Source organism: Rhodobacter sp. P1_C2 (assembly GCF_056406375.1).
Map to the genome: position 1 here is coordinate 13,625 of NZ_JBFUAG010000006.1, position 20,053 is coordinate 33,677.

Annotated in this window: 20 protein-coding genes; 2 read left to right on the forward strand and 18 right to left on the reverse strand. The window is 67.1% G+C overall.

The genetic code is table 11. The features are described 5' to 3' along the window. Positions 1–63 precede the first annotated feature (63 nt). The 13 genes from dxs to AC1DZT_RS11015 all read right to left on the reverse strand — a co-directional run bounded on the left by dxs (position 64) and on the right by AC1DZT_RS11015 (position 12,263). Positions 64–1,983 carry a 1-deoxy-D-xylulose-5-phosphate synthase gene (gene dxs / locus AC1DZT_RS10955; RefSeq protein WP_478006668.1) on the reverse strand — a complete coding sequence of 640 codons (1,920 nt, stop codon included), beginning with the start codon at positions 1,981–1,983 and terminating at the stop codon, positions 64–66. Between the two features lie 168 nt (positions 1,984–2,151). Further along, on the reverse strand, positions 2,152–2,379 hold the full coding sequence (gene pufX, locus AC1DZT_RS10960) for an RC-LH1 core complex protein PufX (RefSeq protein ID WP_478006669.1): 228 nt from the start codon (positions 2,377–2,379) through the stop codon (positions 2,152–2,154). An 8-nt stretch (positions 2,380–2,387) separates the two neighbouring features. Beyond that, a complete protein-coding gene (pufM, locus tag AC1DZT_RS10965; RefSeq protein WP_478006670.1) occupies positions 2,388–3,314 on the reverse strand; it encodes a photosynthetic reaction center subunit M in 927 nt (308 codons plus the stop codon). Further along, positions 3,307–4,155, reverse strand: coding sequence for a photosynthetic reaction center subunit L (gene pufL / locus AC1DZT_RS10970; protein WP_478006671.1), 849 nt, complete (start codon positions 4,153–4,155; stop codon positions 3,307–3,309). The genes pufM and pufL overlap by 8 nt, the downstream gene beginning before the upstream one ends. Before the next feature lie 132 nt (positions 4,156–4,287). Further along, entirely contained in the window at positions 4,288–4,479 is a 192-nt protein-coding gene (gene pufA / locus AC1DZT_RS10975; protein ID WP_478006672.1) for a light-harvesting antenna LH1, alpha subunit, read from the reverse strand. 16 nt (positions 4,480–4,495) lie between these two features. Then, positions 4,496–4,645, reverse strand: a complete 150-nt coding sequence (pufB, locus tag AC1DZT_RS10980) for a light-harvesting antenna LH1, beta subunit (protein ID WP_478006673.1) — start codon at positions 4,643–4,645, stop codon at positions 4,496–4,498. Positions 4,646–4,772: 127 nt separating this feature from the next. Next, positions 4,773–4,994, reverse strand: a complete 222-nt coding sequence (pufQ, locus tag AC1DZT_RS10985) for a cytochrome PufQ (protein WP_478006674.1) — start codon at positions 4,992–4,994, stop codon at positions 4,773–4,775. Further along, entirely contained in the window at positions 4,991–6,463 is a 1,473-nt protein-coding gene (gene bchZ / locus AC1DZT_RS10990; RefSeq protein ID WP_478006675.1) for a chlorophyllide a reductase subunit Z, read from the reverse strand. Before bchZ ends, pufQ begins: the two co-directional genes overlap by 4 nt. A gap of 82 nt (positions 6,464–6,545) precedes the next feature. After that, the gene (bchY, locus tag AC1DZT_RS10995; RefSeq protein WP_478006676.1) at positions 6,546–8,105 is read right to left on the reverse strand and encodes a chlorophyllide a reductase subunit Y; all 1,560 of its coding nucleotides are present in this window, start codon (positions 8,103–8,105) and stop codon (positions 6,546–6,548) included. 63 nt (positions 8,106–8,168) lie between these two features. Beyond that, a complete protein-coding gene (locus AC1DZT_RS11000; RefSeq protein ID WP_478006677.1) occupies positions 8,169–9,173 on the reverse strand; it encodes a chlorophyllide a reductase iron protein subunit X in 1,005 nt (334 codons plus the stop codon). Further along, complete coding sequence (bchC, locus tag AC1DZT_RS11005) at positions 9,170–10,126, reverse strand: chlorophyll synthesis pathway protein BchC (RefSeq protein WP_478006678.1); 957 nt, start codon at positions 10,124–10,126, stop codon at positions 9,170–9,172. The genes AC1DZT_RS11000 and bchC overlap by 4 nt, the downstream gene beginning before the upstream one ends. A 126-nt stretch (positions 10,127–10,252) precedes the next feature. Continuing rightward, on the reverse strand, positions 10,253–11,368 hold the full coding sequence (locus AC1DZT_RS11010) for a methyltransferase (protein ID WP_478006943.1): 1,116 nt from the start codon (positions 11,366–11,368) through the stop codon (positions 10,253–10,255). A 10-nt stretch (positions 11,369–11,378) separates the two neighbouring features. Next, complete coding sequence (locus AC1DZT_RS11015; protein ID WP_478006679.1) at positions 11,379–12,263, reverse strand: polyprenyl synthetase family protein; 885 nt, start codon at positions 12,261–12,263, stop codon at positions 11,379–11,381. 103 nt (positions 12,264–12,366) lie between these two features. Here AC1DZT_RS11015 and crtD point away from each other — a divergent pair, with 103 nt between their 5' ends. Continuing rightward, on the forward strand, positions 12,367–13,920 hold the full coding sequence (gene crtD, locus AC1DZT_RS11020; RefSeq protein WP_478006680.1) for a 1-hydroxycarotenoid 3,4-desaturase CrtD: 1,554 nt from the start codon (positions 12,367–12,369) through the stop codon (positions 13,918–13,920). A 5-nt stretch (positions 13,921–13,925) separates the two neighbouring features. Next, a complete protein-coding gene (crtC, locus tag AC1DZT_RS11025; RefSeq protein WP_478006944.1) occupies positions 13,926–14,759 on the forward strand; it encodes a carotenoid 1,2-hydratase in 834 nt (277 codons plus the stop codon). A 5-nt stretch (positions 14,760–14,764) separates the two neighbouring features. Here the strand turns inward: crtC and AC1DZT_RS11030 are convergent, their stop codons facing one another. From AC1DZT_RS11030 to crtA, 5 genes are all read right to left on the reverse strand, one after another. Next, complete coding sequence (locus AC1DZT_RS11030; RefSeq protein ID WP_478006681.1) at positions 14,765–15,577, reverse strand: cobalamin B12-binding domain-containing protein; 813 nt, start codon at positions 15,575–15,577, stop codon at positions 14,765–14,767. A gap of 165 nt (positions 15,578–15,742) precedes the next feature. Then, positions 15,743–16,621 (reverse strand): alpha/beta fold hydrolase BchO, encoded by an 879-nt coding sequence (bchO, locus tag AC1DZT_RS11035; RefSeq protein WP_478006682.1) that lies wholly within the window; start codon positions 16,619–16,621, stop codon positions 15,743–15,745. After that, the gene (locus AC1DZT_RS11040; protein WP_478006683.1) at positions 16,622–18,280 is read right to left on the reverse strand and encodes a magnesium chelatase subunit D; all 1,659 of its coding nucleotides are present in this window, start codon (positions 18,278–18,280) and stop codon (positions 16,622–16,624) included. After that, positions 18,277–19,281, reverse strand: a complete 1,005-nt coding sequence (gene bchI / locus AC1DZT_RS11045) for a magnesium chelatase ATPase subunit I (protein WP_478006684.1) — start codon at positions 19,279–19,281, stop codon at positions 18,277–18,279. The genes AC1DZT_RS11040 and bchI overlap by 4 nt, the downstream gene beginning before the upstream one ends. Further along, positions 19,278–20,030, reverse strand: coding sequence for a spheroidene monooxygenase (crtA, locus tag AC1DZT_RS11050; protein ID WP_478006685.1), 753 nt, complete (start codon positions 20,028–20,030; stop codon positions 19,278–19,280). Before crtA ends, bchI begins: the two co-directional genes overlap by 4 nt. Positions 20,031–20,053: the final 23 nt, after the last annotated feature.

A 20,053-nucleotide genomic window follows, 5' to 3' on the forward strand; every position in this document is an offset into this window, starting at 1 on the left:
TCAGGCCTGACCCTGCTTCCAAGATAGGAAAGCCCCCGCGGTTGTCGGGGGCTTTCCTGTCTCTCAGGCCCGCCGGAAGGCCGCAGGCGAGGACCTCTGCGCCGTGGTCAGGCCCTGCCCCATGCGGATGATATCTTCCACCGTCAGCCCGGCATCCCTGTACATCTCCGCCGGGCTCGCCTGGTCGATGAAGCGGTCAGGCAAGGTCATGGTGCGCAAGCGCAGCCCGTGATCCAGCCCGCCGGAATTGGCGAGGTATTGCAGGACCTGCGCGCCAAAGCCACCGCCCGCCCCCTGCTCCACCGTCACCAGGGCGCCGTGATGGCGGGCCAGCTGGTCGATCAGCGCGGTATCCAGCGGCTTGGCAAAGCGGGCATCGGCCACGGTCGCGAAAATGCCCTGCGCCGCAAGCACCTCGGCAGCCTGCAGGCATTCCGCCAGATGCGCCCCGAAGCTGAGGAAGGCCAGATCGCTCCCCTCGCGCAGCACGCGGCCCCGGCCGATCGGCAGCGCCTCGCCGCGTTCGGGCATCTGCACGCCGACGCCCTCGCCCCGCGGATAGCGAAAGGCGATCGGCCCGGCGTCATGGCCGGCGGCGGTGGCGACCATGTGGACCAGTTCCGCCTCATCCGCCGCGGCCATCACCACAAAGCCCGGCAGATTGGCGAGATAACCCACGTCGAAGGCCCCGGCATGGGTCGCCCCATCGGCGCCGACCAGACCGGCGCGGTCGATGGCAAAGCGCACCGGCAGGCCTTGCAGCGCCACATCATGCACGATCTGGTCATAGGCCCGCTGCAGGAAGGTCGAGTAGATCGCCACGAAGGGCTTCAGCCCGCTGGCCGCCATCCCCGCCGCAAAGGTCACGCCGTGCTGCTCGGCGATGCCGACATCGAAGACCCGTGCCGGAAAGCGCTGCGCCATGATGTCAAGCCCGGTGCCCGAGGGCATCGCCGCCGTCACCGCCACGATGCGGCCATCGCGGCTGGCCTCTTCGGTCAGGGCCTTGCCGAAGACCGACGTATAGGCCGGCGCATTCGACCGCGATTTCGCCTGCGCGCCGGAGGGCACGTCGAACTTTGCCACCCCATGGTATTTGTCGGCCGAGGTCTCTGCCGGGGCATAGCCCTTGCCCTTGACCGTCACCGCATGGATCAGCACCGGCCCAGTCGCCCGCGCCCGCACCGCCCGCAAGGTGCCGAGCAGCGCCGTCATGTCATGGCCATCCACCGGGCCCACATAGGAAAATCCCAGCTCCTCGAACAGGGTGCCACCGCCCGGCATGCCGGTGACCAAGGCCCGCGCCCGCCGCGCGCCATCGCGCAGGGGGCCGGGCAAGGCGGCCTCGAACCCCTCGGCCATGCCGCGCAGGGCCGCAAAGGGGGCATGGGCCGACAGGCCGTTGAGGTATTTGTTCAAGGCCCCGACCGGGGGCGCGATGCTCATGTCATTGTCGTTGAGGATGACGAAGAGCCGCTTGCCGAGGTGCCCTGCGGCATTCATCGCCTCATAGGCCATGCCCGCCGTGATCGCGCCATCGCCGATCACCGCAATCGCATCGCCGGTGGGCTGCCCCATGTCGCGCCCGATGGTGAAGCCCAGGGCCGCCGAAATGCTGGTGGAGGAATGGGCCGCACCGAAAGGGTCAAAGACGCTTTCCGTGCGTTTGGTGAAGCCCGACAAGCCGCCACCCTGCCGCAGGCTCAGCATCCGGTCGCGCCGCCCGGTCAGGATCTTGTGGGGATAGCACTGGTGGCCGACATCCCAGATCAGCTTGTCGACCGGCGTGTTGAACACGGCATGGATGGCAACCGAAAGCTCCACCACGCCCAGCGAGGAGCCGAGATGCCCGCCGGTCTGCGACACGGTGTCGATCACCTCGGCGCGCAATTCCTGGGCCAGGCGGGCCAGATCGGCATCCGGCATCCCCCTCAGATCGGCGGGGGAACGGATCTTGTCGAGAAGGGGGGTGTCACGGGTCATGGTTTCCGCCTCATGATGAAAAAAGGTGCCGGGTGTGGCAGGCACACGGCACCAGGTTCCTGTCGCCAGCAGGAGGGAACCGGGCTGTGGAATGCACCCAGGCCCGGGCCGGCACATGGCCCGAACATCGTGGCAGGCGGGGCGAAGGGCGCCGCGCCTGCGGCGTCCTCAGACGGTGTCTTGCGTCTGGATCACCTCCAGCGCGCCATAGGGTGAGGGCATCTGTTTGCTCTGCTCGGGCAGAAGCTGGCTGATGCCCCAGATCGCCAGCACCACCGCGCCGATGGCCGCCAGAACCACCCCCGCGATGAAGGCGCCCCAGACCATCTGCCCCAGGGCCCAGACCCGCAGGCGGATCAGATGGCTCTGGCCTTCGTACAGCTGTTCGTCAGACATGATCGCTCCTATGGGTTCAGCGGCGCGTAGCCGTGGTCTTGCGCCCAGACGTACCAGTTATCCACGACGGTCCCGGTCAGCAGGATGCCAATCCCGCCGCAGATCGGCACCAGCACGGCAAACCACCAGGCCCAGCGGTGGATCCCCTCCATCGTGGCGTTGAAGCCCATGGTCCAGCGCCAGAACAGCGCGGCGCGCTCCGCCGCGGTGCCGCGGTCGATGATCTGTTCCAGCTCGCGGTCGCCGCCGAGCCTTGTCACCGACAGGATCGTGGCGCCATGCATCGCAAAGAGCAGGGCAGAGCCATAGAGGAAGGCGATCGAAAGCGCGTGGAAGGGGTTATAGAACAGGTTGCCGTAGGTCAGGCTGAAGAGGTTGGTCCAGTCCAGATGCGGGAAGATGCCGTAGGGCACCGCCTCTGACCAATGGCCCATCAGGACCGGGCGGATCAGCCCCAGCACCATCACCAGCCAAAGCGCCGCCGCGAAGGCCCAGGAAATGTGCTTGCCCATCCCCAGCGCCTCGGCCCGCAGATAGGTGCGGATCCACCAGCACCAGAGCGAGATCAGGAAGAAGAACCCCGCCACGAGGAAGAGCCCGCCCTGCCCCATCGGCGGGATCCGCAGGCCCCATTCCGGCGCCGGCGGTTCCAGCGACATCCAGAGCAGGTCGCGCACGAAGACCGCGGGGTTATAGCCCGCCAGATGCCAGAACCAGAAGCCGATGATCATGAACCAGATGGCGCCGCAGGCCAGGCTGATCACCCCGAAGGTGCCCAGATAGACCGGCCCCAGCTGCGCATTGCCAAACCAGCCGAGCAGGGTGGAATAGCGGGCGCTTTTCGTGCGGTTGCCGGTCTCGACATCCTCGACCATGCCCATCTCGGGGGCGGCGGTCACCTGCACCTGGGTGAAGTAGTTCTGATACTCAGCCATTTACGCCCCCATGCACATTGGCCCAGATCGGCAGCTCCAGCCACCAGTTCCACCAGTTGACCCATTGGTCGAACCAGATCGTCCCCGAGATCATGATGCAGATCGCGCTGAAGAAGGCCGCGTTGATCGCAAGCAGCATGCCCAGGCGGTGGATGCCGAGCGTGCCGACGGAATAGCCGATCAGGTCGCGAAAGAAGGTGTCCTCGTGGTCGGGCGTCTTCATCACCTTGCCGCGGCCGGGGTTGGCGGCCGACAGGATCAGGCCGCCATGCAGCGACAGGGCGAAGGCATTGGTGAAAAAGAAGCTCACCGCGATCATGTGGACCGGGTTGTAGTGGAAATTCCCGTAGGTGTAGCCGGTGTTGCTGACCCAATCGAGGTGACTGAAGATCCCGTAGGGAAAGGCATAGCCCCAGGCCCCCATCAGGATCGGCCGGATCACCGTCAGCGTCGCATAGGCGAAGATCGCGATCGAAAAGGCGAAGGGCACATGCAGCCCGATGCCCAGCTTGCGGCAGATCTCGACCTCGCGCAGCGCCCAGCTGACGAAACTGCCCAGGGCGCAGAAGGTGATGATCTGCCAGAGCCCGCCCTTCAAGAGGGGCGCCGCCGCAAGCCCGTTGGTCACATCCGGCGGGTTGATCGAGATCAGCCAGGGGTTCCAGGTCGGCCCCATCGCCGCGCCATACAGGATGAGCATGGTGCCCAGCACCGCAAAGAACAGTGTCGTGACACCGAAGAAGCCGACGTAGAAGGGCCCGACCCAGAAGTCGAACAGGTTCCCGCCGACAAGCGTGCCACCCGGCACGCGGTATTTTCGTTCGAAGCTGAGCAGTGCCATGCTTCCCTCTCCGCCATTGGACGGGTCTTCCGAAAACCGCGTCTGAGCGCGGCGGGACCGTCTGGTGTTCTGGTGAACCGGTTGAATTGGTGCGGCCGAACCCTTGGTCGCCCGCACCAGATGCAGCACCTCTCAGGGAGCCTTGGCTGGCTCCGCCTGGGTGAGATAGCCATGCTTGGCTGCCGCGATGTCCAGCCAGTTGTAGGCCGGGTTGGACAGCAGCACGAGGTGGATCATCACGGCCAGCAGGAACAGGAAAACGCCCTGGACCACGAAGACGCGACGGGGATCGAAGATCAGCCAGATCTTGTAGAACTTGCTCATGTCTGTGTTCCCCCCCTCAGAACCACGGGTGCCAGATGTACACGGCCACATGCGCGATCACGGCGATGGTCACGAACAACCAAAGCCCGCTCATATAGACCGAGTGCAGCTCTTGCGCCTGCTGGTCAGTTAGACCTGTGAAGGACAGGTCAGTTCTATCAGCCATAGTATCCTCCGGATATTCGGACTGACGCCGCATTCCCTGCGGCCGGGCCACGGTGGGCGGAATGCCCCTCCGATGTTTCGCCATCCCGCGCGGCCTGCGCGGCGCGGAGTTGCGAATTCTGTTGCGGTCACCCGCGGAAAATCATCGGCGTCACCGCCTGCGCGTCCTTGCGGGCCCGCGCCACCGGGGACAGCCGCGGCAGCCTTGCGTGCCGGATCAGCTGATAGGTCCAGCCCAGGCTGTGCGGCCCCAGCGCCAGGGTGAAGATCAGCGCGAAGTAGACGAAGAACTCGGCCTTCGACACGCGTTTGACGTGGTGCATCGCAACGTTGACGTTGGAATAGCTCATGTCCTCTCTCCCTCGTTTTGCGAAAACCTTGCGCCGGGCAAGGCCTCCACGGTTTCCCTGACCACCCGTTCCGCCCCCTGATCCAGCGCGGCCTTTTCGGCCGCATCCCGCAGGCTGCGCGCCGCGCTGATCCGCGTGAGGATCGGGTGGGTGTTCACGATCCTGTCCAAGGCCGCCTGCGCATCGGCATCCCAGGGGAAATCGCGGCGCAGCGTGGTGGGGGTGGCCGCGGCCGAGTCCATCTCGGTGCCGAGCGGCAGAATGTGGAAAAGCGCGTCGAAGAGGCTGTTGCAGACCTCCTGCAACACCCAGACCGCGCCCGAATAACCCATCATCGGCGTGCCGATGGCGCGGCGGATGGCCGCCCCCGGAAAGCTTGCCGGAATGAAGCTGGGCGCGGGTCCGAAGCCGCCCTTCATCTCTGCCAGATAGATCTTCTCGTTGATCGAGCCGAAGACGACCAGGGGCCGATGCTGGGTCAAAAGCCCGCGCACCGCCGCGTTGTTGGTCTTCTTGCCGGGAATGCGGGCCACGGCGAAGGCGCAGGGAAAGCCCAGATCACCTTCGAGATAAGCCCTGATGCCGCGGGCGTAAGTCTCGTTCGCGACGATCCCGAAAGAGGCCGTGGCGAAGAAATCCTGCGTGACCGAGCGCCACAGATCCCAGACCGGCTTCAGCGTCGAATGCTTTTCCCGCGCGATGAAGGGCTCGGGGTCGAGGTCCAGCAATTCGCCCAGCTTGCGCAGGAATTTCGTCGTGGAGTCGATCCCGAACGGCGCCTGCAGATAGGGCTTGCCCAGAACCTCGGCCAGACCGCGGCCGAACTCGCGGTACATCACCACGTTGACATCGGCGTTCACCAGATGGCGCATCTCGGCCACATGGGCGCCCAAAGGCATCACCATGTTGATCTCGGCGCCGATCCCTTCGACCAGCCGGCGGATCTCGTGCAGGTCGGAGGCCATGTTGAAGACGCCATACATCGGCCCGAGGATATTGACCCTCGGCTTGCCGTCGCGCTTGGCCTCGGGCGGCATCCGCCCCTTGGTCTGGCCGAATTCGGTGAAGATCCAGGTCATCGCGCGGTCCGCCGTCTGCCACTGGTCCTCGTCGATCGTGCGCGGCAGAAAGCGCTGGATATTGGTGCCCATCGGCGTGACACCCCCGCCGATCATCTCGGCGATCGAGCCGGTGACCACCACCGCAGGCAGCGCCGGGTCCAGCGTCTTCCACGCCCGCCGCATCGCCCCTTCGGTGCCGTCACGGCCAAGCTCCTCCTCGCCCAGACCCGTCACCACGATGGGCAACTCATGCGGCGGCAAGGCATCGGTGTAATGCAGGACCGAGGTGACGGGCAGGTTCTCGCAACCCACCGGCCCGTCGATGACGACCTGCAAACCCTTGACGGCGCAGAAGGCGTAGATGGCCCCCCAATAGCCGCCTGCCCGGTCGTGATCCTGCACTAACATGGCAAGCTCCTCCGGGTGCCTGTCTTCCCCCCTGTCTTCCCGAAAGGAAGACCAAAGGAAGACGCAAGGAAGACCGCGGTTTTCATATCATTTCCTCCGCCTTGGAGGCTTTCGCGGCGCGGTCGAGCTTCTTCTGGTGCAGCTCGCGGAAGTCGGGCCGCAGGTTGGGGGCACCCTCCCAGATGCCCGCCGTATCGCCGGTGCCCACACCTGCGAAGAAGGCCTTCATCCCCTCCATCCGCGCCTTGCCCGCGATGGCCGCATTGACCACCTGGCCCAGCGACCCCGCCCCCGCCGGCCCCATCAAGGGACGGGCCGAGATCAGGTTCGTGAAGTAAAGCGCTGGAATCGCAAGCTCTTTTGCCTTCTGCACCAGGGGCGTCGTCCCGATCGCAAGATCCGGGCGGATCGCCTCCATCGCCGAACAATCATCCTCCAGCGCGGCGCGGAATTTCACCTTGACGCCCTTCGACTCGAGCCAGTCGACATCCGGGGCCGACCACGGGGTTTTGGGCAGCGCGGTCCCGACGTAAGGCACATTGGCCCCGGCCTCGATCAGCTGCCGCGCCACCAGAAGTTCGGAGCCTTCATAGCCCGAAAGCGTGACGGTCCCGGTGATCCGCGCCCCCGCCAAAGCAGCCTTGATTGCCGGAAGGAACGCATTCTGCGCGGCGGAAACCCTTGCGGGATCAATGCCATAGGCTTCTCCGATCGCGGCAAGCCATGCGGCCGTGCCATCGACCCCAACCGGGGCCGAGCCGACAACCTTGCGCCCCGCCGCCTGAAACTCGCGCACCGCGGCGGTATAGAAGGGATGGATCGCCGCCACGACATCGCAATCGAGGGCGGCATAAAGCTCGCGCCATTCGCGGCAGGGAACCACCGGGCCGCAGGCCAGGCCCAGGGGCGCCAGCATCGCCCCCAGCATCATCGGGTCAGCCGGGAACATCTCGCCCAGCAGCGCCACCTGCGGCCGGTCCGACCGCCCCGCTGCCGGCGCCGCCACCGGCCCCGCCTCGATCTCGGCCCGGGCATATTTCAGCATGGCACCGGCAAGAACATCCTTGGCCTCGGCATGGGTCGGGATGCCGAAGCCCGGCACGTCGATGCCCACGATCCGCACGCCGTTGATTTCGCTGGGCAAAAGCTTCAGCGGCACGCCACTGGCCGTGGGCACGCATAGGTTCGTCACCACGATCGCATCGTTGCGCGCCGGGTCGGCAAGTTCGTGGACCGCATCGCGGATGTCTTCGAACAACTTGCCGGTAACCAAAGATTCAGAATTGAAGGGTACATATCCGACAGAGCGCCGCGCCCCGTAGAAATGGCTCACGAAGGTCAACCCATAGACACAGCACGCCGAACCGGAAAGGACAGTCGCAACCCGCCGCATCCGCAGACCCACACGCAAGGACCCGAAGGCCGGACACATGCTTTGCGGCTTGTCATGCGGCCCCTGCGGGTAGTCCTTCGCATATTGATCGAGCAGTTCCGAATTCCCGGCAGCCCGCGCCGCCGCTTCCATCGTCGCGGCCCCGGCATGACAGCCGATCCCGTCCGCCGCCAGCGGCCCGGCCTCTTGCGCGGGCCCGTCCAGGGTCAGGGGGGCAGCCTGCCCTTGCTCATAGGCGATCTCGCTCATGTCCGGCGTCTTTCGCCGGCCCTGCGGGCAAGATCCGCGAGGAAATTTGAAAGCGCCTCGAGGCTAGACATTGTCATACACCACTTCGAGAGATTTTTTCAGAACCGCGCTCTTGCCGCGCATGTCGGCATCGGTGGCGGGCGTCAGCACAAAGTCCTTGCCGGTGGTTTCCGCCGAAAACAGGTTGAGCAAGCCATCCTGCGACAGGGGGGCCGGGCGCACCGGCGGCGCAAGCGCCACGGCATCCGCCAATTGGGCGAACATCGGGCCCCAGATACTCTCTGCGCTGCCAACGATCTGATAATTCGCACTTTTCCGCCGCAGATCATCATCTTGCGGAATGGCCGCCAGCACCGGAATGCCGACCGATTGCGCGAAGGCCGCCGCCTCTTCGGTACCGTCATCCTTGTTGATGACAAGGCCCGCGATCCCGACATTCCCGCCCAGGCGCCGGAAATACTCCACCGCCGAACAGACGTTGTTGGCCACATAAAGGCTCTGCAGGTCGTTCGAGGCGACCAGGATCACCTTCTGCGCCATGTCGCGCGCGATCGGCAGGCCGAAACCGCCGCAGACCACGTCGCCGAGGAAGTCGAGCAGCACATAATCGAAGTCCCATTCATGGAAGCCCAGCTTCTCAAGCAGTTCAAATCCATGGATAATTCCGCGACCGCCGCAGCCGCGCCCCACCTCGGGCCCGCCAAGCTCCATCGCAAAGACGCCGCCGCGCTTGAAGCAGACATCACCGATCCTGACCTCCTCTCCCGCAAGCTTCTTGCGGGTCGAGGTTTCGATGATCGTGGGACAGGCCTTGCCGCCGAACAGCAGGCTCGTGGTGTCGGACTTCGGATCGCATCCGATGAGCAGCACGCGCTTGCCCATCTCGGCCATCATGTGGCTGAGGTTGGCCAGCGTGAAGCTCTTGCCGATCCCGCCCTTGCCGTAGATCGCGATGATCTGCGTCTTCTTGGTCGGCTCGCCCTGCGGCACCTCCAATGTCGGCGCCTCGGCCGCTTCGGACCGCAACCTTGCATCGAAGTCTTTGAGGTTCGGAATGTCGAGCGTCATGCGTGGCCCTTCCAGTCGAGGATCATTTTGAGGCAGTCGGGGTCGGTGAAGGCGGTTGCATAGGCGGCGGGTGCCGCGGCGGCCGGTCGGGTGTGGGTGACCAGCCCCGCCAGGGACAGGGCGCCGGATTCGACGAGCTGCCGTGTCGCCACCATGTCCTCCGCCGCCCATTCCGCCGCGATGCGGAAGCGGGCTTCCTTCATGAAGGCAGGCGCGAAGGCGAAGGCGATCGGCTGGGTGTAAAAGCCCGCCAGCACCACTTCGCCACCTTTGGCGATGCGCCCGATCAGGCTGTCGAGCAGATCCGGCGCGCCGGAGGCGTCGTATATCGCCTTGTAATTGCCGCGCGAATCCGCCTCGGGCCGGATCACCTCGTAACCGACAGCCCCGTGATGGCGCGCGGGATTGGTGTCCCAGACCGTCGGCGGCGGCGCCCCGGCGGCCAGGGTCAGCCGCGCCAGAAGCCGGCCCAGAACCCCGTGACCCACGATCAGATCGGGCAAGGCGCGGTCGAACCCGGCGAGGGCATGCCGGGCCGTGGCGGCCAGCGCCAGCAATGCGCCTTGCGCGCCGAACCCCGCGTCGATCCGCGTGACCCGCGCCCCCGGCGTGACCAGAACCCGCGAAGCCGCCCCGAAAAGCCCCCGGACAGGACCGGCGTCGTTTGCCTCAAAACAGCTGGCGCCCGGCACGAAGACATGATCGCCGACCGCGTGACCCGATTCCGCCCCGGCCTCCACCACCTCGCCCGCGGCCTCGTAGCCGGGGACGAGCGGATAGCCCATGCCGGGAAAATGCGGCATCGTTCCGGACCAGAAGAGCTTTTCCGTGCCCGTCGAAATGCCGGAATGCGCCACCTCGACCACGACATCCGCCGCGCCCGGCCGGATCAGCGAAACCTCACGAAGCGAAAGGTCTTGCGGCCCTGACAGGATGACGGCGCTGGTTTTCATGATCGCTCTCCCGAACCTGCCGCAAGGAATCCCGAAGGTGACTGCTTTGCCGGTTACGTCCTGAGTGTCATACTAAACTTACAGTTTTAACTGTCAAACAAAATAGACATTCGGGTAACGATCTCTTTAGGGTTTCGCTTTCTCGGCGGTGATGACCGAGGTGACAAAAGTCCGGAATCCTCTTTTGTAACATATGTTTACGAATCCCGCCCGCGCCAGGGCCGCACTGATGTCTGCGGCTGATCTGGTGCGCCCGGTTTGCATCGCAAGGGTGTAAACTGCAAAGTACACATCGGTAATTCGGTCCGGAGTTGCGCCGCCCGACATCGGCTCTGCCACGATCAGGCGGCCGCCCGCAGGCAAGGCGTCGTGGACCGAGGCGAGAAGCCGGGCGACGGTAGAATCATCGTGGTCATACAGCACCCGGATCAGGCTGATGGCAGAGGCTCCCCTCGGCAAAGGATCGTCGCGGAAACTGCCGGGGTGCAGCGTGACGCGGGTCGAGAGCCCGGATTGCAGCCGCCGCGCCTCGGTTCCCGTCAGCACGGCGGGCAGATCGAAAAGGTCCAAAGCGATGGCGGGATAGCGGGCAGCGACGGCGGCCAGGAAGGTGCCGGCCCCGCCGCCCACGTCCATCAGACGGCCCACCGCGGAAAGGTCGGTCAGGGCCAGGACATCTTCTGCCACGAGGATCTGGCTGTCGGCCATCAGGTCGGAATAGCGCGCCGTCACAACCGGATCGACCGCCCCCGCCGCGCCAAACACATAGGGCCAGAACAGCGAAAGCGCGGTCGGCTGATCGCTGCGCAGCAGCTTCACCGGGTCGGCCAGATCGGCATAAAGGCTGCGATGATGCAGGATCATCGCCTCCAGCCCCGGCACGGCCAGCAGCGATGCGCCGCGCAGGGCCAGGCCGAAATCGCCGTTCCTGTGGCGCCGCAACAGGCCCAAGCCGGCCCCCGCCTGCAGCAGGACCTGCATCCGGTCGGGGGCAATCCCGCAAAGATCCGCCAGAAGGCGCGGGCAGATCGGGCCTTCCGCAAGAAGGTGAAGGATGCGCAATTCCACAAGCGCTGCAAGTACTTGCGAATTGACGAACCCCGCCACGAGGTCGAAGAGCCTTTCCCCTTCGCGCCGCGCCAGGCGTCGGAGGAAGGGCATGCGCGCGGCCCAGACCTGAAAGCCGCGCGACGCGACCAGCCGCAGCAGCCATCCGTTTCGCGCGGGTCTGACGCCGGGCAAGGCTGTCATGTCAAAGCGGGGTGCCGGCCTGATGCAGGGCCGGGGCCACCGGGGTCATGCGTTCGGCATAGCGGCGCACCATCTCGGCCAGCATCGCCTCGCCGGGACAGGCCGGGATCGAGGAGATGGCACCCCCCAGAATATCGCGCAAGCGCCGGATGGCCCCTTGCACGCCCAGCTCGCTGACCGCGTTCGGCCGGCCATGCGTCGCGTCCTGGCCCGCAGGCTTGCCGAGCGTTTCGACATCGTAAAGCGCATCGCGCAGATCGTCGGCCACCTGGAAGGCCTCGCCGATGCGGGCGCCAAGCTCTTCCCAAAGATCGGCCTCCTGACCCGCCGCGATCGCCCCCATCTGGGTGGCCGCGATGAAGAGTGCGCCGGTCTTGGCACGGTGATAGGCCGAGAGGTTGACCTGCGCCTCGCTCTCCCAGCCCTGGCCGGCGCAGATGCCGTGCGGCATACCCGTGCGATGCGACAGGACGCGGATCATCTTCAGGGCGCGGTCGGCATCCTGACCCGCGGCGGCGGCCAGAACGTCGAAAGCCAGAACGATCAGGCTGTCCCCGGTCAGGACCGCGAGCGGTTCGGAATAGGCCTTGTGGACGCTCGCCTTGCCGCGCCGCAGATCGGCGTCGTCAAAGCAGGGCAGGTCGTCATGGACGAGGCTCGCACAATGGATCAGCTCCAGCGCCACCGCCGCCGCATCGGCCAGCTGGGGCCGGTCGTCGCCGCAGGCCATCGCCACGCTGATCAGGATTGTCGGCCGGATCCGCGCCCCGCCCGGGGTCACCGCATAGTGGAGCGCGGAGGCGAGTTTGCCGGGCGCATCCGCCCCACCCATGGCCCGCTTCAACACCGAAGCCGTGGCAGCATCAAGTCGCGCCGTGATGGACATCGCGTCCTCCTTGCAAAAAGCCGAGCGCTGTACTGTAACGCATGATAGACAATACAGTGTAAATAATACTGGACAGTTTCGGCCTGTGAGTCAACAATCCGCTATGAGAAAAACCGGAGAGACGGCAAAGGTCGTGGTCATCGGCGCGGGCATCGGGGGCCTTTGCGCGGCGATCAGGCTTGCCATCGCCGGACTGTCCGTGACGCTCGTCGAGGCGCAGGCCACGCCGGGCGGCAAGATGCGGACGGTGCCCTCGGCTGCAGGGCCGGTCGATGCGGGGCCGACGGTTCTGACCCTGCGCCACGTCTTCGACGACCTCTTCGCCGCTGCCGGCGAAAGGCTGGAGGATCATCTGACCCTGATCGCCCAGCCGATTCTGGCGAGGCATTTCTGGCAGGATTCCGGCCCGCTCGACCTTTTTTCCGAGACAGAGGCCAGCGCCGCCGCCATCGCAAGCTTTGCCGGGCCGGTGGCCGAAGCAGAGTTCATCCGCTTCAACCGCTTGTCCTTGCAGCTTTATCAGGCCTTCGATGCCGCGATGATGCAGGCCGCAAAGCCCGATGTGCCGGGCATCCTACTGCAAAGCCTGCGCAGGCCTGCGATCTGGTCGGCCCTGCTGCCCCGTGCCACGCTGGCGCGGCAGCTGAGCCATAGCTTCACCGACCCGCGGCTGCGCCAGCTGTTTGGCCGCTACGCCACCTATGTCGGGGGCATGCCGAATCTGTCGCCCGCTGTTCTGGCCCTGATCTGGACGGCCGAGGCGCAGGGGGTCTGGGCAGTCGCGGGCGGCATGCACCGGCTGGCGCGCGCGCTGGCCGATCTGGCGGACAGGCTGGGCGTGACGCAACTGTACGGCGCGTCGGCGGTGAAAATTGCGCGCAAATCCGGGCGCGTGACCGAGGTTGTGCTGGCGAACGCCCGCAACCTGAAATGCGACGCGGTGGTCTTCAACGGCGATCCGGCGGCCCTGCTGGCCGGATTGCTGGGCAACGGGCCGCAACAGGCGCTGCAGCCCACACAGGCGCATCCGCGCAGCCTGTCGGCCTGGGTCTGGTCCTTTGCAGCCGGTGTCAGCGGCCCCGATCTCATCCACCACAACGTGTTTTTCGGCCGTGATCCGGCGCTGGAATTCTCCCCGATCGGCCAGGGTCGGATGCCGGAAGACGCCACGCTTTACCTTTGCGCGCAGGACCGCGCCCTGGGCCCCGCCACCGGGCCCGAACGGTTCGAGATCATCATGAACGCCCCGCCCAAACCCTCCCTTTCCCCGCATGAGGTCAGCGAATGTCGCGCCAGAACCTTTCCGAAACTGGCCCGCTTCGGCCTGACCTTCGATCAGCTGCCCCCGGATCAGGCCCTGATGACGCCGCACGGCTTTGCGGCCCTGTTCCCGGGCTCGCAGGGGGCGATCTACGGACGGTCGCCGCATGGGCTGCGGGCGAGCTTTCAGCGGCCGGGGAGCCGGACGGCGCTGCCGGGCCTCTATCTGGCGGGGGGCGGGGCGCATCCGGGCGCGGGCGTGCCGATGGCGGCCTTGTCCGGCAGGCACGCGGCCGAGGCGATCTTGAGCGACCTGACTTCGGGATCGAGGTTTGCCCGGATGGCTATGCATGGTGGTATGTCGATGGCGTTGCGGCTGACGGGTCGCGCGCGGTAAGCGTCATCGGCTTCATCGGCTCGGTCTTCTCGCCGTGGTACGCCTGGTCGGGCCGGCGCGATCCGGAAAACCACTGCTGCATCAATGTGGTGACTTATGGCGCAGGGTCCCGTTTCACCATGACGGACCGCGGGCGCCCGGCGGTGCGGCGCAGCCGCAACAGCCTTGCCGTCGGCGGAAGCCGGATGACTTGGGCAAATGGCAGCCTGATCATCGATGTCGACGAGGTATCGTCCTTTCCGCTGATCAGCCGGGTGCGCGGCCAGATCCGCCTGATCCCCACGGCCATCACCGGGGTGGAGGCCGCCCTGACCGCGGACGGGCGGCACATCTGGCGCCCCTTCGCGCCCTCGGCCCGGATCGAGGTGGAGCTGTCGCAGGGTCACGTCTGGCACGGCCACGGCTATTTCGACGCGAACTTCGGCCGGGCTGCGCTTGAGGCGGATTTTCACCGCTGGACCTGGGGCCGCTATCCAAGGGCCAATGGCGGCACGACCTGCTTTTACGATGGGACGCGGGTGGATGGGTCAACCCTGGCGCTGTGTCTGGACGTGGCGGCGGATGGTGGGGTGACGCAAAGCGCCCCGCCGCCGCTTGCAGCGCTGCGGCGCAGCGGCTGGGGCATTGCGCGCGCCACCCGCTGCGACCCCGGCCAGCATCCCCGCCAGACCAGGGCCCTGCTCGACGCCCCGTTCTACAGCCGGTCCCTGGTTCAAACCACGCTCGACGGCGAGGCTGTGACCGGCGTCCACGAGGCGCTGGATCTGGGCCGCTTCCGTTCACCGCTCATCAAGGCGATGCTGGCCTTGCGGGTGCCGCGGCGGGCGAACTGGCCCTGAGCGGCCTAGGTCGTACCCGCGATGACAAAGCGTTCCATCTGCGCCAAGGCCTGTTCGAAATCCGCCGCGACCGCATCCACCCCGGTGATCCCCTCCAGATTGAGGTTGTTCACCGCGATCTGCCCGCAGATCATGATCTTGGCGCCCGGATTGCTGATCCGCAGCGCCACGATCAGCTTGATCAGGGCCGGCAGAACCCGCCTGGTGCCCGCCGACAGCCCGATCAGGACCGTCTCCCTGCGGCCCAGCACCTCGACCAGGTCCTCATGCGAGCGGCCGACGAAAAGCTCGATGTCCCAGCCGCGCGCGCGGGCCATGTCGGTGGCAATCGTGATGCCAAGCGTGTGATCCTCGCCCGGGACGGCGGCAAAGATCGCCGAGCGCCGCAGGTTCTGCAGCTGGACCGGGCGGTGCAGCCGCAGAAGGCGCAGGATGGTGTAGATGCGCCCGGCGGCGACGGTGACGCGGTAAAAGGATACCTTGTCCTCGTCCCACCAGCTGCCGAGCCTGCGGGCGGATTCGGCCAGATAGGATTGGCAGACCGCTTCGTAATGCGCGCCGCTTTTCTGGGCCTGTTCTATCAGGGCGATGGCCGTGCCGTCATCGCCGTCCAGCAGGGCCTCGCTCAGGGCGTCGATCTCTTCCGATGTCGGAAAGACCTCGCGCGGCAAGGGGACGACGAGGTTGTCGGCCACGCGCCGGACGACCTCCTGCGCGAACTGCGCGACCGCGGCTTTCGGCAAGGTCTGGGCAAGCGCCTCGACTTCCGAAATCGCCAAGGCGAGCTGTTCTCTGTCCAAGACCACGGGACCAGACATCTTGACCTCCCCCAAAGTCACAGGCGCCAATGGACTCAGAGATCTGAATGTCTCCGTTTTCCTCGGTGCGGACGAAGTTAGCGCGCTGCTTTTATCTGGCAAGAGATTTCAGAAAATTTGAACGGATTGCCGATTGGTCGGCGGTCGGGTCGGGCCTTGCAGCCTTCAGGACGGGGGCCGGCCGGTTGCTTCCCCCAGGGCGAGGAAGTCGCGCAGGATGCGGGCGACCGTGTCGGCGGCCTCTTCATGCACCAGATGGCCATAGCCGGGCAGATTGACCCAACGGGCATTGGGCATGGCAAGCGCGACCTTTTGCGAGACGCTGGCCGGCACCGCGCGGTCGCCGGAGGCGGTGATGAAAAGGCAGGGAGTATTCTGCCGGCCCAGCCTGTCCGTCATCGCATCGAGGTTCCACTGCGCCATCATCGCCAGCGTGGCCGACACATGGCTCGGCATCCGCACGAGGTGCAGATACTGCGCCAGACCCGCAGCGTCGATCTGCGAGCCGGTGGAGGTGATCAGCTGGCGCACCTTGGAAGGCGTGCCCGCCATCCGGCTGAAAATCTGCGCCGCAAAAGGGGTCAGCGCCAGAAGCCGCGCCATCGCCGGGAAGAGCCAGCCCGCCAGCCCTTCGAACTTGCCAAGGGCCGCATTGATGCCGATGACGGCCCGGACCGGCCGGATCTCTGCCAGGCGCAGGGCGATGGCGGCGCCGGCGGAATGCCCGACGAGGGCCGCAGGCTCCCATCCCTGCTGGGCGACAAGCCGGGCCAGATCCTCGGCCATGGCGTCAACCCCGCAGCGGTGCCGGGCGCCGAGGACGCTGAAGCCCTGGCCCGGAAGGTCGATGGCGATCACGCGGTGATCGGCCAAAAGATGGGGGATCAGATGGCGGAAACTATGCGTGGCGCCGCCTGCACCATGGATCAGCAAGAGGGTCGGGCCGGTGCCCAGATCCTGCACATGCCAGAGATGCGGCGCGCAGGCGATGTGGCGCGAGGCGTGGCTGAAGGGCCAGTCGGGGGGGATGTCGGGCGGGCGCATTCAGGGCCCCAGCGCGGCTTGCAGCGCCTGGGACAGTCTTTGGGCATCGGCGCGCGGCAGGGCAAGATAGGCGGCGTCAAGGACCTCGGCCAAGCGGCGCAGGGCCGGTTGCGGGCGGTTTGCCGTGTCGATCACCAGCCCGGGCACCGCGGCGCTGCGTAGCGCGCGCGCCATGTGCACCGCGTCCGCCTCGGCCCGGTCGCGGTTGGCTGTGCCATCCAGGGCAATGTTGCCCCGCCCGTCGGTCAGCAGGGCCAGCGTCGGGGTCATGCCGCGCGCCCTTGTCCGCAGCGCCAGATCGAAGGCCAGCCGCAGCCCGGCCGCCAGCGGCGTGCCGCCCCCGCCCGGCAGGGCCGCCAGCCGGCGCTTGGTCTGGACAAGCGAGCGGGTGGGCGGCAGCAACAGCTCTGCCCTCTGCCCGCGAAAGGCCACCAGCGCCACATGGTCGCGCCGGGCATAGGCCTGGGCCAGCAACATCTCGACCGCGCCCTTGGCCTCGGCCAGCCGCGCGAAGGCCGCCGAGCCAGAGGCATCGACGGCAAATATCAGCACCCGGTCAGAGCTTTCCTGATAGCGTTTCACCCGGAGGTCGGCTTTGCGGATCGCGAGCGGCTGGCCCTCGCGCCATTCACCCGGGCGGCGCAGGCTCTGCCAGGGTGCTGCGGCGCGCAGCGTGGCCACGATGTCGATGCGCTTGCCCGACCCCGGCATGCCGGGCATCGACGGCAGGGGCCGCCCGCGGTGGTTGCCCTTGCGATCCGCCCCGGCCCCCGCCCCCGTGGCCGCGCGCGCGGCCTTTGCGGCGGCAATCTGCGCCAGGGTATCGGCGGGCAGCGCGACGCGCAGCGCCTCGAGCAGGATCTCGTCGGGCAGGCCTTCGCTTTGCGCACTCGGCTCCCCGCCATCTTCACGGGGCTCCGGCGGTGGCGGGGCCGTTTCGCCGTCCTCCGCCGCCTGCGGGGGCGTGCCGCGATGGGCCAGCGTCAGTTCGGCGGCGTGGCGGATCGACTCCTGCGAAGCGACGGCCTCGCCCCGCCAGGCCGCAAGCGCCCGTGCGGCGGCAAGGGCCAGAAGCGGGGCGCGCAGGCTTGCGATGCCATGGGCAAAGGCCGCCCGGGTGAGGTCGGCGAGACAACCCGGCGGCAGAGCGGTTGTGGCAAGGGCCAGGCGCGCGGCATCCACCCGCGCCGGGTCGGGCGGCAGGGGCGCGGTGTCGGACCAGACAACCTCCCCCAGATCCAGAAACAGGCCCAGACGATCGGCCAGCGCCCCGGTCAGCCCCTCGCCCTCCTCGGCGCTTTCGTCCAGGGCGATCAGGCAGGGGCCCGGATCGTCCAGCCAGCGCGACAGGCGGGCGGACAGGCCGGGCGGGCAGCGCTCGGCCATGGTCAGGGTCACAGGTGCGGCCTCTCCCAGCAGGCCCCGGCTGCGGACCAAGCGGCCGCCGGCCAGGGTGGCGGCAAGATCGAGACCGCCGAAAAGCGCGGCGTCGTCGATCCCCGGATGCACCCGCCGCGACGGGGCCAGCGCCATCGTCACGCGGTCGCGGACCGGCCCGGCACGGCTGCGCAGCCAAAGCCCCTTGACCCCTGCCCCATCCACCGCCAGCAGCGCCACCGCGGTCTGAACCCTGTCCCACGCGGAGAGCGGGCCGCTCAAGGCAGGGTATCGGCCAGAATCCGCGCCACGCGCGCCCCGGAGCCCGCCTCATCCAAGGGATCACGCCGCAGCCGATGCGACAGCGCGCTGATCGCCACGCTTTTCAGATGCGCCCGCGTGACCGTGGCAGCGCCTTCGAAAGCCGCCTGCGCCCGCGCCGCCCGCAGCAGCGTCAACTCGCCGCGCAGGCCATCCGACCCCAGGGCGATGCAGAGCGACGCGCAATCGTGCAGCACCTGGCCCGGCGTCTTCAAGAGGGGCAAGGCCGCACGGGCGGCAAGGATGGCCTTGCGCAGGGCGCTGTCGCGCGCCCGCCATTTCTTCAGGAAGGAAGCCGTATCATTTTCATAGGCATCGCGCCGCCGCATCACCTCGACCCGGGTTTCCACATCGCGCGGCGAGACGACTTCGACCGAAAGGCCAAAGCGATCAAGCAGTTGCGGGCGCAGCTCTCCCTCCTCGGGGTTGCCGGAACCAACCAGAACGAAGCGCGCCGGGTGGCGGATCGACAGGCCCTCCCGCTCGACCACGTTTTCGCCCGACTGCGACACGTCGAGAAGAAGGTCGACGATGTGATCCTCCAGCAGGTTCACCTCGTCGATGTAAAGATAGCCCCGGTTGGCCCGCGCCAGCAGCCCCGGCTCGAAAGCCTTCTCGCCCCGCGTCAAAGCGCGTTCGATGTCGAGCGCCCCCACGACACGGTCTTCGGTCGCACCCAGCGGCAGGTCGATCACCGGGGTCGGCCGCTTCACCAGCCGCCCGGCCACCGGACCGGCCCAGTCGGGCACATCCTCGACCCGGGCCGAGTTCACCGGGCAGCCCTCGACGGTCGTGATCTCTGGCAGAAGGGCCGCGAGGGCGCGGACCGCCGTCGATTTGCCGGTGCCCCGGTCGCCAAAGACCAGAACCCCGCCGATGCCGGGATCGATCGCGGTCAGCACCATGGCCTGGCGCATCATCTCCTGGCCGACGATGGCGGAAAAGGGGAAAGGCTGGCTCATCTCTCGCCCTCGCCTCCCAGCGGGCGGCAGCCGCCCCAGCTGCCCCAATCGTCCAGGATGCGGAACCGGGCGTAGAGTTCTTCGGAAAACCAGTTCTCGGCCCGGACCGCCTTGATGGCGCGGCCATGCGGCCCGTCGCCCCGCGCGAAATGCGCCATCGCGGCGACGTCCGGCCAGATCGAGAAGGTGACCTGGTGCAGCAGGGGCACCTCGCCGATGCCGATCTTGAAGATCACGTTGGGGTCCTGCCCGATCACCGCCGAAATGTCGGGCACCCGGCGCCAGAACTTCAGGAAGCGCGAGGCGCGCAGCGTGGCCCGGGTCAGGACGGCGATCGGGCGCGTCTCTTCCGGTCTGTCGGGCGCCGCGTCAGGCGTGAAGGGCTGCACCCCCGACCAGGCGCCGCGGACCGAGACGGGCTCCAGCAGGATCGTCCAGTGTTCGGCCGACATGCCCTGCCAGCGGCCATAGATCGCGGCGCTCTGACAGCCGCGCCGCGCCGTCGCCGCATCGGGCCAGGTCGCCAGAATCGCCCAGATGCCGAAGTTGGGCCGGGGCGTGAACCCCTCGCCCGTGCCAGAGCCGCAGAGCTTCAGGAACCCCACCTCCGGCATGTTCAGAAAGGCCAGCCGTGCCGCGCCCATCTGCCAAATCACCCAGAGCCGGGCGGCAAGGCCCGAGAAGCGGAAGAGGCTGAGACTCACGGTATTGATGGCAATCCCCCCGGCTCTGTCACGCCAGATTGACATTTCTTGCGGCGGTATCAAAGGGG